Here is a 13,433-nt window from a genome sequence, read left to right on the forward strand (position 1 = left end):
GACGCGCCACGCGACCCGGCGCTGGAGCGGCTGCGCGAGCAGGTGCTCGACGCCGCGCGGGCCCGTGTCGGCGCGCGCACCCGGCTCGACTGCTCGGGCTACGTGCTCGCGGCGCTGCGGGCGGCCGGACTCACGCCGCGGCTCGCGCCGGCGCGCTCGCGCTCCGAGTCGCTGTACCGCGCCTCGCGTCCGGTGGAGCGGCCGCGCCCGGGCGACCTGGTGTTCTTCCACGACACCTACGACCGCGACCGGAACGGCCGCGCCGGCGACCGCTTCACCCACGTCGGCCTGGTGGAGGCGGTGGACGGCGACGCGGTGACCATCCTGCACCGAGGCGGCCGCGTGGAGCGCATCCGCATGGACCTCAGCCGCCCGTCCGATCCCGAGGTGAACGATCCGGTGCGCGTGGCGCGCCGGCGCGACGCCCGCGGCACGCGCTACCTGGCGGGTGAGCTGTTCGCCGCCTACGGGGAGTTGCTCGGCGGGGACGTCACGCAGATGTTGCAGGGAGGCCGCGCGTCCGTGGTGCGCGCGCGCCATCCTGCAACGCGATGATCGACGACCGGATCCCAGGGGAAGACCAGCTCGCCGAGGTCGAGGTGGACGCGGGCGCCGGCACCGTGGTGGTGCGCGTCGGCCGGCTGCAGCGGATCCTCTCGCTCGACGAGGCGCTGCTCGTGTCGTTGCAGCGCTTCCGGCGGCCGCGGCGCACCGCGCTGGCGCGGGCGCTCACCCACCTCGGCGACGCGAAGAGCTGGACGGCCATCGGCCTCGCCTGCCTCGCGACCGCCACCGAGCGGGGTGCCCACCTGGGCCTGCGCATCGGCGCGGCCACCGGCATCGCCACCCTGCTGTCGCAGGCGCTGAAGCGCAGCCTCACGCGCGCCCGGCCGGACGCGTCCATCACCGGCTTCGAGGCGCTGGCGGCGAACCCGGACCGCTTCTCGTTCCCGTCCGGCCACACCGCCGCCGCGTTCGGCGTGGCGGTGGCGTTCGCCGGCGAGCCGGCCGGCCTCGGGCCCGTCGCGCTGCTCCTCGCGGTGGGGATCGGCCTGTCGCGCGTGTACCTGGGCGCCCACTACCCGCTCGACGTGGTGGCCGGCGCGGTGCTCGGCGTGTTCGGCGGCCTGGCCTCGCGGCTGCTGGTGGCCTGAGCGCGGGCGCCCGGGGCGCGACTCCGGTCCCTCGACTCCGCGCGGCCGAAGGCCGCGCTACGCTCGGGATGAGCGGGCAAGGGAACGGCCTGCGCTCGGGATGAGCGCCCGAGCTTCGCCCGCTACTCCGGCGTCGCCGGCGCGTCCTGGTCGGCGCGGCTGCGCGGGTGGCGCACGTCGGTCCCGCGGACCATGTAAACGACCATCTCGGCCAGGTTGGTGGCGTGGTCGCCGAAGCGCTCCAGGTGCTTCGCCGCGAACATGAGCGAGGTGGCGCGCCGGATGTTGCGGCCGTCCTCCATCATGAGCGCCAGCAGGTCGTTGAAGATCTTGAGGTAGAGCGCGTCGAGCAGGTCGTCGCCGCGCATCACCTCCTGCGCCTTCTCCACGTCGCGGGTGACGAACGCGTCGAGCGCGCGCTTGAGCTGCGCCTCGGAGAGGTCCGCCAGCTTGGAGAGATCGTGCAGCGGGACGAGCGACGGCGCCTGGTTCAGGTCGAGCGCGCGCTCGGCCACGTTCACGGCGAGGTCGCCCATCCGCTCGAGGTCGGTGACGATCTTGAGCGCGGTGGTGATGAAGCGCAGGTCGGAGGCGGCCGGCTGGCGCAGCGCCAGGATGCGGCGGCAGGCGCCGTCGATGTCCACCTCCATCCGGTTGACCTCGCGGTCGCGCAGCTTCACCTGCTCGGCGAGCGGCGAGTCCCGCTCCACGATGGCGCGCACGCTCGCCGCGATGGCCTGCTCGACCAGCCCGCCCATCTCCAGCAGCCGGTCCCGCAGGCTGCGGAGCTCGGCCTCGTACGACTTGTCGGTGTGCGTCGCCATGGCGTCCCCGTCCCGGAGCTTACCCGATCCGCCTACCCGAACTTGCCGGTGACGTAGTCCTCGGTGCGCTGCTCGCGCGGGTTGGTGAAGATCTGCTCGGTCGGCCCCACCTCGACGAGATCGCCCATGTAGAAGAACGCGGTCTGGTCGGAGACGCGGGCCGCCTGCTGCATGTTGTGGGTGACGATCGCGATGGTGTAGCGGGCCTTCAGGTGGTGGATGAGATCCTCGATCTTCGCGGTCGCGATGGGGTCGAGCGCGCTGGCCGGCTCGTCCATCAGCAGCACCTCCGGCTCGACCGCCAGCGCCCGGGCGATGCAGAGGCGCTGCTGCTGGCCGCCGGAGAGGCCGAGCGCGCTCTCGGCCAGCCGGTCCTTGACCTCGTCCCACAGCGCGGCGTTCACGAGCGAGCGCTCGACCCGCTCGGCGACCGCGGCGCGGTCCTTCATGCCGCCCACGCGCAGGCCGTAGGCGACGTTCTCGAAGATCGACTTCGGGAACGGGTTCGACTTCTGGAACACCATGCCCACCCGGCGGCGCAGCTCCACCGCGTCGATGTGCCGGTCGAACACGCTCTCGCCGTCGAGCAGGATCTCGCCCTCGGCGCGCGCGCCGGGGATGAGGTCGTTCATGCGGTTCAGCGAGCGCAGGAAGGTGGACTTGCCGCAGCCGGACGGGCCGATGAGCGCGGTCACCTGCCGGTCGGGCAGCGCGAGCGAGATGTCCTTCACCGCCAGCTTCTCCCCGTAGCGCACGGAGAGGCGGCGGGCCTCCATCTTGGGGACCGGGGCGGCGGCGGGGGCGGTGGCGGGCAGGATCATGTCAGTGGCCGGCCGCGGCGCGGCGGCGGGTGCGGGTGCGGATGGCGATCGCGACCAGGTTGAGCGCGAAGGTGAGGGCGAGCAGAACGAGCACGGTCGCGTACAGCAAGGGCCGCGTCGCCTCCACGTCGGGCGACTGCGTCGCGAGCACGTAGACGTGGTAGCCGAGGTGCATGAACTGCGAGAACGGCGAGCCGGGCAGGTCGGGCAGGAAGTAGGCGACGCCGGTGAACAGGATGGGCGCCACCTCGCCCGCGCCGCGCGCCACCGCCAGGATGGCGCCGGTCAGGATGCCGGGCAGCGCGCCGGGCAGCACCACCCGCGCCAGCGTCTGCGACTGCGTCGCGCCGAGCGCGAGGCTGGCGTCGCGCAGCTCGCGCGGCACGGCGCGGAGCGCCTCCTCGGTGGACACGATCACGACCGGCAGCGTGAGCACCGCCAGCGTGAGCGAGGCCCAGATCAGCGCGGGCTGCCCGTAGTGGAGCGTGCCCGGCTCGGAGAGCGCGCGGTCGAGGCCGCGGCCCACGAACTGGATGAAGAAGCCCAGGCCGAACAGGCCGAACACGATGGACGGGACGCCGGCCAGGTTGGTGACCGCGACGCGCACCGCGCCGGCCAGGCGCGAGCGGGGCGGCGCGTACTCGTGCAGGTAGATGGCCGTCGCGACGCCCACCGGCAGGACCGCGACCGTCATGAGCAGCGTCATGACCGCGGTGCCGTAGATGGCGGGGAAGATGCCGCCGCCGGTCATTCCCTCCTGCGGCGCGGCAGTGAGGAACTCCCAGGAGACGCGCGCGGCCCCGCCGCGGACCACGTCCCACAGGATGACGCCCAGCATGGCCACCACCAGGAAGGCGGCGGCCCCGGTGAGGAGCGCCAGCGCGCCCCCGACGGCCTTGCGGCGGCGGACGGTCACGCCTTGCCCCCGGACATGCGGCGCACGAGGCGCTTCACGAAGCCGGCGGCGAGCGCGTTCAGCACGAAGGTGAACAGGAACAGCTCCACGCCGATGAAGAACAGCACCGAGTAGTGCGCGCCCCCGAACACCACCTCACCCATCTCAGCGGCGATGGTGGCGGGGAGCGTGCGCACCGAGTCCCCCAGGCTCCAGGAGGTGATGGCCGCGTTGCCGGAGGCCATGAGCACGATCATGGTCTCGCCGATGGAGCGGCCGAAGCCGAGGACCACGCCGGCGAGGACGCCCGGGGCGGCCGCGGGCAGCACCACCCGGAACGCCGTCTCCCACCGCGTGGCGCCGAGCGCGAGCGACGCCTCGCGGTAGGCGCGCGGCACCGCCTGGAGCGCGTCCTCGCTGACCGTGAAGATGACCGGGATGACGGTGAGCGCCAGCCCGAGCCCCGCCACCACCGCGTTCAGCCGGAACGAGAAGCCGAACGCGGACTGGAGCCAGGTGGCCATCACCATCAGGGCGAAGAAGCCCAGCACGACCGACGGGATCCCGGCGAGCAGCTCGATGACCGGCTTCAGCACCTCGCGGAGGCGGGGCGGCGCGAACTCCGAGGCGAAGAGCGCCGCCGCGATGCCGACCGGGACCGAGACCAGCATCGACACCGCGGTCACCTTCAGCGTGCCGACGAACAGCGGGATCATCGAGTACTTCGGCACGCCGCTCACCGGCTGCCACATGAAGCCGGGCGGCCGGTTCGGCCGGAGCACCTGCGGGAGGAACAGCTTGCCGAAGCTCGCCTCGCCCCGGACCTCGGGGTCGGTGAGCAGCGGCAGCGCCTCGCGCGCCACGAACACGAAGATGAGGACGACGGCGGCGATCCCCGTGAGCGCGATCAGGGTGATGACGCCCCGGATCGCGGCCTCGCGGAGCTGCCGCCGCCGGATGGAGGGGAGAGGGCGGTCCTCTCCCCTCCGGAGCGGTGCGATGGCCGGCACGGACGCGGATTCAGCCATGGCTCGATTGCGCGACCGTGGCGGCCGTGTGACGGGACGGTGACGACCTCACTACTTGATCGGGAAGTAGCCGACCTTGGTGACGAGCTGCTGGCCCTCGGGCGAGAGGCAGTAGTCGATGAAGGCCTTCGCCTCGCCGGCCGGCTTGGCGCGCGTGTACATGAACAGCGGGCGCGCCAGCGGGTACTTCCCGCTCTTCACGTTCTCGGCGCTGGGCGCGTACGCCTGGCCGTCCTTGCCGACCACCTTCAGCTCCTTCACCCCCTTGGCGTAGGCGGCGCCGCCGTAGCCGATGCCGCCCTTCTCCTTCGCGACCGCGTTCACCACCGCGGCGGTGCCGGGGAGCGTCTGGGCGGCCGGGGCGTAGTCGTCGCCCTTCAGCACGTGCTCCTTGAAGAACACGTAGGTGCCGGAGGAGTTCTCGCGGGAGTAGAGGACGATGCGCTGGTCCGGGCCGCCCACCTGCTTCCAGTTGGTGAGGTCGCCGACGTAGATCTGGTGGAGCTGGTCCACGGTGAGCTGCGAGATCGGGTTCGACTCGTTCACGTACAGCGCCACGCCGTCCTGCGCGACCGGGATCTCGGTGGGCAGCACGCTGTAGCGCTCGCGGATCTTGGCCTTCTCGTCCGCCTTCATCTCGCGCGACGCGTTCGCGATCTCGGTGGTGCCGTTGATGAGCGCCGCGATGCCGGTGCCGGAGCCGCCGCCGGTGACCTGCACCTTCTTGCCGGGGTTCCTGTTCATGTAGTCCTCGGCCCAGCGCTGGGCGAGGATCACCATCGTGTCGGAGCCCTTCACGGTCACGGCGGCGGAGGCGAGGGCCGGGACCGCCGCGGCGAGGGCGGCGAGGGCGAGCAGCATGCGCTTCATGGAGTTCTCTCCTTGTCGGTTGGATGCGATCTAGATCTCGAAGCGGGAGGTCCGGTGACGCGCGCGTGACGACCGCGTGAACACGTCACCGGCCCTGCCCGCCGGCGCGCCCGGCTAGAACTTCGCCTGGAGCTGCGCGACGAAGCTGTCCTTCTTCGGGTCGGACGGCGCCGTGTCGCCCTTCTCCCGGTTCATCGGGTGGTACCAGGCGACCGACAGCTTCAGGTTGCTGCTGAGGATGGTGTGCAGCGCCGCCGAGACCTCGTCGGTGACGAAGACCTTCCCCTGGTTGGCCGCGAGGTTGCGGTCCAGCTTCACGTTCGGATTGAACGTGTCGTAGCGGACGGCGACCTGGTTCCAGGGGCCGACGTTCTGCGTGAGGATGACGTCCCAGCCGTAGCCGATGAGCCCCAGGCTGTCGCCGGCGCCGCCCGCGCCCGTGCCGATGGCGGTCTTGCCCCAGACGTACTCGCCCTTCAGCGCGGTGCCGCCGACCGGGAGCAGGTCGAGGTAGAGCTGCAGGTCGGCGCCGAGGCGCACGCGATCGTAGGTGGCGTTGGTGGCCGACGTGTAGTCGATGGTCTTGCCGTACCAGCCGGAGACGCCGCCGGTGATCATGCCCAGGTCCACGCCGAGGCGGCCGATGACGTCCTTGCGCTGGTCGTTGTCCTTGCCGGCCGCGCCGTCCACGCCGTTGCCGTTGAACACGCCGACCTTGAAGTCGACCGGGCCGTACCTGCCCTTCAGCGCCACGCCGAGGTCGTACTCGCCCTTCAGGAAGTGGCCGGCGAACATGGCGCGCTCGAGCAGGTCGAGGTCGGCGGAGGAGCGGATCCCGACGTCGTAGCCGAACGGCATGAGCTGGAGGCCGGCGTCGATCGCGAGGCCCTTCAGGAAGGGCAGCTTGAACGACGCGTACGCCTCCTTGAGGCCCACGCCGGAGGGCGTGGCGTCGAGCTGGACCACGTACTGCGCGAGGTCGCTGTCGTAGACGGCCTTGAAGCGGCCGCGGCGGACGTGGAAGCCGTCGCGCTGCGGCGCGCCCTTCTCGTACCGGGCGGCCTCGAGCCAGCCGAAGCGCGGCTGGACGTAGCCGGAGAACTTCAGCTTCTTCAGGCCGGAGACATCGGTCTTCATCTCGGCGAGCTGCTCGGCGAGGGCGTCCACCTGGCCCTTGAGCGCGGCGGTGTCGACCTCGGAGGACTCCGCCGGCGCGGAGGACGCCGGCGCGGCGGCCTCCTGCGCCAGCGCCACGGGCGCGAGCCCGACGGCGAGGATGGCGGCGATGAGACGGTTCATGGGTTCCTTGCCCCTGTCGTGTTGGACGACGAGCGGATGCTCGGTTCGGGGGCGTTGTAGGAACCCGGCGTGGCGCGCCGACGGCGCGGGGGTGACGCTTGCGTGAAGCGATCACGATCGGTGAACGGTGCGTGACGCCGGCGCGAGCGGAGGGTGACGGGGGCGCGCCGGAGGCGCCGCGGCGGTCACGCGGCGGGCAGGCGGGCCCAGAGCCGGGTGCCGCCCGCGCCGCTCTCGACGCCCACCTCGCCGCCCATGCCCTGGACCAGGTGCTTCACGATGGCGAGGCCGAGCCCGGTGCCGCCCTGGTCGCGCGAGCGGCCGGAGTCCACCCGGTAGAAGCGCTCGAACAGGCGCGGCAGGTGGTGGCGCTCGATGCCGGGGCCGGTGTCGGCGACCGAGAGCACCCAGGCGTCGCCGTCGCGCGCCGCCGACACCGTCACCGAGCCGGCGGCGGTGTACTTCACCGCGTTGTCCACCAGGTTCACCAGCACCTGCTCGAGCGCGCGGGCGTCGGCCCGGGCGACGCCGCCGGCCGGGACCTCGGCGCGGAGCGCGAGCCCCTTCTCGCGCGCGGCGGTCCCGAACAGCTCCAGCACCTGCCGGGCCAGCGGCCCGAGCTCCACCGGCGCCAGCTCGAAGGTCCACTGGCGCGACTCGATGCGCGAGAGGTCGAGCAGGTCCTGGGTGAGCCGGGAGAGGCGCTCGGCGTGCCGCGCCACGATCTCCACGAAGGCGCGCGCCGCGGCCGGGTCCTCCACCGCGCCGGACAGCAGGGTCTCCGCGGCCGCCCGGATCGCGGCGATGGGCGTGCGCAGCTCGTGGCTGGCGTTCGCCACGAAGTCGCGGCGGGTGGCCTCGGCGCGCCGCGCGTCGGTGACGTCGCGGAGCAGCACCAGCACCTCGCCGCGCAGCAGCGGCGAGAGCGCGGCGAGGTAGGTGCGGCGCTGGATGGGCAGCTCCAGCCGGCGCGCGGTCCCCTCCAGCGCGCGCTTCACCGCCTCCGACAGCTCCGCGCTGCGGGTGATCTCGAGCGGCGTCAGCCCGGCGGCGCGGCCGCTCGCGGCCAGCGTGTCGAAGGCGGCGTTCGAGGCGCGCACCCAGCCGTCGCGCGAGATGAGCGCGGCGGCGTCGGGGAGCGCGGCGAGCAGCTCCTGCTCGGCCGGCACGCGCAGCGCGGAGAAGCGGCGGCGCTCGCGCTCGGCGAGCAGCTCCTCCAGCTCGCGCACCTCGCGGCCCAGGTCGGCGGGCGGCCCGCCCGACAGCTCCGCCCGCAGCGCGCGGATCGCGGCCGCGAGGGGCGATCTCGCCAGCACGCCGCCCTCAGCGCTTCTCGCTCGGATCCACGAGGCGATAGCCGATCCCCCGCACCGTCTCCAACAGGTCCCGTCCCGACCCCAGCTTCTCACGGAGCCGCTTCACGTGCGTGTCCACCGTGCGCGTCTCGACCTCGGCGGACATCTCCCACACGTCCTCGAGGAGCTGCTCGCGCGACTGCACGCGCCCCAGCCGCGACATGAGCGTGGTGAGCAGCTTGAACTCGAGCGGCGTGAGCACCACCTCCGCGCCGTCCACGTAGGCGCGGTGCGACTCCACGTCCACGCGGATGGGGCCGACCGCCTCGGGCGGCCGCTCCGAGGGGCGGGCGCCCGAGCGGCGGAGCACCGCCTTCAGCCGGAGCACCAGCTCGCGCACGCTGAACGGCTTCGTCACGTAGTCGTCGGCGCCCAGCTCGAAGCCGACCACCCGGTCCACCTCGTCGCCCTTCGCGGTGAGCATCACCACCGGGACGTGCCGGGTGCGGGGGTCGGACTTGATCTGCCGGCACACCTCGGTCCCCGAGACGTCGGGCAGCATCACGTCGAGCAGGACCAGGTCCGGCACGCGGCGGCGGAGCTGCGAGAGCGCCTGCTCGCCGGTGGTGGCGAGCAGCGTCTCGAACCCGGACGCGCGCAGGTTGAAGTCGAGGAGCGAGAGCAGGTCTCGCTCGTCGTCCACCAGGAGAACGGACGTCACGCCCACACCTTAACGCAGGGCCGGGTGACGGGCGCGTGGCGGCCGTGCCACGGAAAGGTGAAGTCGCGGCCGGCGGGGGTAGGATGGCGGAATGCGCCCGGCTGCCGCAGCCCTGCTCCTGCCCGCCCTCGCCTGCGCCGCCGGCGCGCGGCCCCCGTTCGCCCCGGATCCCGCGGACGCCGGGCCGAGCCGCTGCCTGCTGGTGGCGCCGTTCGAGAACGCCAGCGACGCGCCGCACGCCGGCGAGGCGGCCACCGCCGCGGTGCGGGCGGCGCTCGACCCGGGCCGGACCGCGGCGCTCGCCGACGACGACCTGCGCGCCCTGTTCCGCGACACGCCGCTCGAGCTGCCGGAGGGCGTCTCCCCCTCGCTCGCGCTCGAGCTCGCCGAGCTGACCGGCGCGGACGCGGCGGTCTACGGCGCGGTCGAGGGCCGCTCGCGCGACGCGGCCTCGCCCACGCTGCTCGTGTCGCTGCGCGTGGTGGCCGCCGGAGGCCGCGAGCTGCTGGTGGCCGAGACGGTCCCGGTCCGCCCCGGCGCCGGCGAGGCGCCCGAGGACGCCATCCGGCGCGCCCTCGCGTCGGCGCGCCCGGCGCTGGCGCGTCTCGGGGACGCGTCGGGGGGCCGCTGCTTCGACCCGGCCCGCCTCGGCGCGCTCCGCGGCGTGGCGATGGCCGAGGTCCGCCGCCAGCCCGCCCCGGCGGCGCCGGCCGCGGTGATCCCGGTCGCGGCCCCAGCGCCCGCGGCCGCCCCCGGGCCGGCGGCCGAGCCGGCGGGGACGCGCACCCCGCGCCAGGCGGAGTGGGCGCGGCGACTTGCCGCAGGCGAGCGGTTCGTGCTCGAGGACGCTGCGTTCGCCGGGCGCACCGCCGAGCTGCAGCGCGACGGCGGCCTCGCCGACCTCGTGCTCGCGCTCGCGGCCGCGCCGGGTGTGGCGGTGCGGGTCGAGGCGTTCGTGGACGCCACGGCCGACGCGGTCGCGGACCAGCGCCTCACCCAGGCCATGGCCGACGCGGCCGTCGAGCGCCTGCGGGAGCTGGGCGTGGCCGAGGCACGCCTCTCCGGGGTCGGATACGGCGGGGAGCGCCCGCTGCTGCCCAACTTCACGGTCCGTGGACGTACCGCGAACCGGCGTCTGGAGATCGTGGGGCACGCCGGGCCGTGACGGCGGGGGCAGCTGCTCGTCCCAGGGCGGCGGGGAGGGTAGCATCGCACGCGTGGAAGCCAGTGAGCCGGGCCGTACGCCAGCGGTGATGGTGCTCGCGCCGCCGCAGGAGGCGGCGCGGCGCACCGCGTTCGCGTCCACGCCGCTCGCCTGGCTGCTGGGGGCGTTCGCGACCATCCTCTCGGTCGGCGCGGTGGACTCGCTCACCCGCAGCGACGTCTCGCTGATCCTGTTCTACCTCGTGCCCATCGGCTTCGGGACCTGGGCCGTCTCGCTGCGCTGGGGCGCGGCGCTGGCGGTGGCGAGCGCCGCGGTCTCGACCGGCGCCGACGTCCTCTGGCGCATGCAGCACGCGGCGCAGGACCTGGCCATCGCGACCCAGGTCTGGAACGGCTTCATGCTGCTCGGCACCGCGGTCGCGCTGGTGCTGGTGCTGGGCGCGCTGAAGGGCCGGCTCGAGGGGCAGGAGCTGCTCGCCCGCACCGACGCGCTCACGCAGATCGCGAACCGCCGGGCGTTCATCGAGGCGGCCCAGCTCGAGCTGGAGCGGGCGCGCCGCCACGGCCGGCCGTTCACGGTCGCCTACGTGGACTGCGACGACTTCAAGCTGGTGAACGACCGGCTCGGCCACGCCGAGGGCGACGCGCTGCTCGTCACCGTGGCGCAGACGCTGCGGGGCGGCACGCGCGCGGTGGACGCGGTGGCGCGCCTCGGCGGCGACGAGTTCGGCCTGCTGCTGCCCGAGACCGACGCTGCCATGGCCGACGCCCTGCTCGGGCGGCTGCTGGCGACGCTGCAGTCCGCGGTCTCGCGCCACGGCGGCTGGCAGGTGGGCTTCTCGGTGGGCGCGGCGGTGTTCCTCTCTCCGCCCGACGACGTGGACGAGCTGATGGCCCGCGCCGACGAGCTGATGTACGCCGCCAAGCGGCACGCCAAGGGCTCGATCCGCCTGGACGTGTTCGGGGGGATCGCGCCGGTGGCCGCGGACGGGACCGATCCGCGGTAGACAGGGGCATGCGCTTCTTCGCCACCTGCGCCAAGGGCACCGAGGGTGCCCTGCGGCGCGAGCTGTCCGCCCTCCGCCTCCCCGCCGTCCGCGGCGATCGCGGCGGCGTCTCGTTCGAGGGGGCGCTGGAGGCTGGCATGCGGGCCTGCCTGCACGCGCGGACCGCCATGCGCGTCCTGCTGGAGCTGGCGCGCTTCCCGGCGCCGGACGCGGCGGCGCTGTACGAGGGGGCGCGCGCGGTGGCCTGGCAGGACTGGCTCGACGTGCGGACCACGCTGGCGGTGGAGGCGACCGTCTCCTCGACCACGATCACGCACTCCGGCTTCGCGGCGCTCAAGGTGAAGGACGCGGTGGTGGACGTGCTGCGCGACCGCCTGGGCGCGCGCCCGGACGTGGACCCGAAGGACCCGGACGTGCGGATCGTCCTGCACCTGGCCCGCGACGAGGCCACCCTCTCGCTCGACCTGGCCGGCGCGCCGCTGCACCGGCGCGGGTACCGGGCGGTGACCACCGAGGCGCCGCTCAAGGAGACGCTGGCCGCCGCGGTGCTGCTGCTCGGCGGCGTCGATCCGGCGCTCCCCTTCGCCGACCCGATGGCCGGCTCCGGCACGCTCGCCATCGAGCACGCGCTGCGCGCCCGGCGCATCGCGCCCGGGCTGGACCGCGCCTTCGGCTTCCAGCGCTGGCCGAGCTACCGGGGCGGCCCGCAGTCGGCCTGGGACCGCATGAAGGCGGCGGCGCGCGCCGAGATCCTGCCGCGCGCGCCCGCGCCCATCGTGGCCCGCGACGGCCACCCCAAGGCGGTCCAGGCGCTCCGGCTCAACGCGGCCGCGGCTGGCGTCGAGGCGGACCTCGAGATCGCGCAGGCCGACGCGCGCGACCTCCAGCCGTCCGCGGACGCGGGCGCGATCGTGACCAACCCGCCCTACGGCGAGCGGCTGGGCGGCGGCGCCGAGGGCGCGAGCGCGGCCGAGGCCCGCGTGGCCGGCAAGAAGCTGCAGGGCTTCTACCGCGGGCTCGCCGAGATGCTGGAGCGTCACCACGGGTGGACGGCGGTGCTGCTCTCCGGCAACCCGCTCCTCGAGCGGGCCATCCCGCTCCGCCCCGCGGTGGACCACCGGCTCTGGAACGGACCCCTCGAGGTCCACCTGCTGAAGTACGAGCTCCCGTGACGTTGCGCCGCCCTGGGCCCCGCGCCTAACGTTCCCCGCGTGACCGCCCCCGCCCCGCTCGTCGCCGTCGCGCTGGCGCTCGCGGCCGGCGCGGGGCCGGGCGGCGCGCCCGCGGTGCCGGTGGCGCCGCCGCGCGAGGCGACGCTGGACGCCCGCCGCGAGGCCATCGCGCAGGAGGTGATCCGGCTGGGCGCCGCGCTCCAGCGCGAGATCGAGGCCGGCGACGCCGGCGCGCTCCTGGCGCGCGTGCCGGCGGACGGGCTGCGCTGCGCCGGGCAGGTGGTGCCGCGCGCGCGGGTGGAGCGCGACCTGCGCGACCCGTCGCGCTGGCTGCACCGGACGCTGTTCGGCCCATCCGACGGCGGCCGCGCGCCCGGGAGCCTGCGCGCGTTCCTGGGGCGGGCGAAGGAGGTCGCGGTGCTGGTCAGCTTCCGCCGCGACCCGCGCGCCGGCCCGGTGGGCCGGCCCTGCCTCGAGTTCCGCGCCCGCGACCTGGTGAACCCGGCGCCGCCGTTCTGCTTCGAGAAGCAGGGCAGGCGGTGGTGGCTCACCGAGTCGCTGTATCCGTGCGGCTGACGGGCTCCCTCGACTCCGCGCGGCCATACGGCCGCGCTACGCTCGGGATGAGCGCAACGATCCGCTCACCCTGAGCGTAGGCGGGCCGCAGGCCCGCCGGAGTCGAAGGGCCTCAGTGCTGGAGCGCCGCCAGCCGGCTGCGGGCGCGGGCGAGCTGGCCGTGGGGGCGGAGCCCCTCCGGCAGCGCCTGCCCCTCGGCGAGCGCGCGCTGCAGGGAGGCGCGCGCGGCCTCCTGCTCGCCGAGCGTCTCCTCCGCCTCGGCCTTCAGCACCAGCACGCGGATGCGCCGCGGGCCCTGGGCGCGCTCCAGCGCGCGCCCGGCGGCGGCGAGCGCGTCGGCGGGCCGGTCGAGCTTGAGGTAGAGCACGGCCAGGTTGGTGGGCGGCACGTACTCGCCGGGGAGATCGCGCTCCGAGGCGAGCAGCGCCGGGAGCGCCCGCGCCGGCTCGCCGAGGCGGACCGCGGCGGAGAGCCGCTGGCCGTCGAACGCGGAGCGCGCGAGCGGCGTGGGGGCGCGGGCGGCCTCGCGCTCCAGGAACGCGAGCCAGCGCCGCGCCAGCGCCTTCGCGCCGGCCGCGTCGCCGGCCGCGTCGCGGGCGGCGGCCAG

General features: G+C 74.7%; 14 protein-coding genes and 1 pseudogene. 6 read left to right on the top strand and 9 right to left on the bottom strand.

Annotation, left to right across the window (positions count from 1 at the left end):
* A partial coding sequence (locus tag PSR1_RS15510) for an NlpC/P60 family protein (protein WP_059438399.1) occupies positions 1-555 on the top strand: 555 nt, incomplete at its 5' end.
* Positions 552-1,154 (top strand): phosphatase PAP2 family protein, encoded by a 603-nt coding sequence (locus tag PSR1_RS15515; protein WP_059438400.1) that lies wholly within the window; start codon positions 552-554, stop codon positions 1,152-1,154. The genes PSR1_RS15510 and PSR1_RS15515, both read left to right, overlap by 4 nt.
* A gap of 122 nt (positions 1,155-1,276) precedes the next feature.
* Here PSR1_RS15515 and phoU read toward each other — a convergent pair whose 3' ends face one another.
* The 8 genes from phoU to PSR1_RS15555 form a co-directional block, all read right to left on the bottom strand.
* Positions 1,277-1,978: a phosphate signaling complex protein PhoU gene (phoU, locus tag PSR1_RS15520; RefSeq protein ID WP_059438401.1), complete on the bottom strand. Its 702-nt coding sequence runs from the start codon at positions 1,976-1,978 to the stop codon at positions 1,277-1,279.
* A gap of 32 nt (positions 1,979-2,010) precedes the next feature.
* Complete coding sequence (gene pstB, locus PSR1_RS15525; protein ID WP_193388367.1) at positions 2,011-2,754, bottom strand: phosphate ABC transporter ATP-binding protein PstB; 744 nt, start codon at positions 2,752-2,754, stop codon at positions 2,011-2,013.
* Between the two features lie 46 nt (positions 2,755-2,800).
* On the bottom strand, positions 2,801-3,715 hold the full coding sequence (pstA, locus tag PSR1_RS15530; RefSeq protein WP_059438403.1) for a phosphate ABC transporter permease PstA: 915 nt from the start codon (positions 3,713-3,715) through the stop codon (positions 2,801-2,803).
* A complete protein-coding gene (gene pstC, locus PSR1_RS15535) occupies positions 3,712-4,722 on the bottom strand; it encodes a phosphate ABC transporter permease subunit PstC (protein WP_059438404.1) in 1,011 nt (336 codons plus the stop codon). The genes pstA and pstC overlap by 4 nt, the downstream gene beginning before the upstream one ends.
* A 51-nt stretch (positions 4,723-4,773) precedes the next feature.
* On the bottom strand, positions 4,774-5,592 hold the full coding sequence (locus tag PSR1_RS15540) for a phosphate ABC transporter substrate-binding protein (protein WP_059438405.1): 819 nt from the start codon (positions 5,590-5,592) through the stop codon (positions 4,774-4,776).
* 114 nt (positions 5,593-5,706) lie between these two features.
* Complete coding sequence (locus PSR1_RS15545) at positions 5,707-6,891, bottom strand: porin (protein WP_059438406.1); 1,185 nt, start codon at positions 6,889-6,891, stop codon at positions 5,707-5,709.
* Positions 6,892-7,076: 185 nt separating this feature from the next.
* Entirely contained in the window at positions 7,077-8,207 is a 1,131-nt protein-coding gene (locus tag PSR1_RS15550; RefSeq protein ID WP_059438407.1) for a cell wall metabolism sensor histidine kinase WalK, read from the bottom strand.
* Between the two features lie 7 nt (positions 8,208-8,214).
* On the bottom strand, positions 8,215-8,907 hold the full coding sequence (locus PSR1_RS15555) for a response regulator (protein ID WP_059438412.1): 693 nt from the start codon (positions 8,905-8,907) through the stop codon (positions 8,215-8,217).
* 91 nt (positions 8,908-8,998) lie between these two features.
* Here PSR1_RS15555 and PSR1_RS15560 point away from each other — a divergent pair, with 91 nt between their 5' ends.
* Genes PSR1_RS15560 through PSR1_RS15575 form a run of 4 tightly spaced genes read left to right on the top strand, consistent with a single transcriptional unit; the run spans position 8,999 to position 12,826 of the window.
* Positions 8,999-10,072 (top strand): OmpA family protein, encoded by a 1,074-nt coding sequence (locus PSR1_RS15560; protein ID WP_059438408.1) that lies wholly within the window; start codon positions 8,999-9,001, stop codon positions 10,070-10,072.
* A gap of 52 nt (positions 10,073-10,124) precedes the next feature.
* A complete protein-coding gene (locus tag PSR1_RS15565) occupies positions 10,125-11,078 on the top strand; it encodes a GGDEF domain-containing protein (protein WP_237758032.1) in 954 nt (317 codons plus the stop codon).
* A gap of 8 nt (positions 11,079-11,086) precedes the next feature.
* Positions 11,087-12,250 carry a class I SAM-dependent RNA methyltransferase gene (locus PSR1_RS15570; protein ID WP_059438410.1) on the top strand — a complete coding sequence of 388 codons (1,164 nt, stop codon included), beginning with the start codon at positions 11,087-11,089 and terminating at the stop codon, positions 12,248-12,250.
* Between the two features lie 39 nt (positions 12,251-12,289).
* The gene (locus tag PSR1_RS15575; RefSeq protein ID WP_059438411.1) at positions 12,290-12,826 is read left to right on the top strand and encodes a hypothetical protein; all 537 of its coding nucleotides are present in this window, start codon (positions 12,290-12,292) and stop codon (positions 12,824-12,826) included.
* Positions 12,827-12,938: 112 nt separating this feature from the next.
* On the opposite strand, the pseudogene PSR1_RS15580 reads toward PSR1_RS15575, so the two are convergent.
* Positions 12,939-13,433, bottom strand: a pseudogene (locus PSR1_RS15580) (hypothetical protein); the annotation flags it as partial.

The organism is Anaeromyxobacter sp. PSR-1 (genome assembly GCF_000964525.1).
Lineage (GTDB): Bacteria > Myxococcota > Myxococcia > Myxococcales > Anaeromyxobacteraceae > Anaeromyxobacter.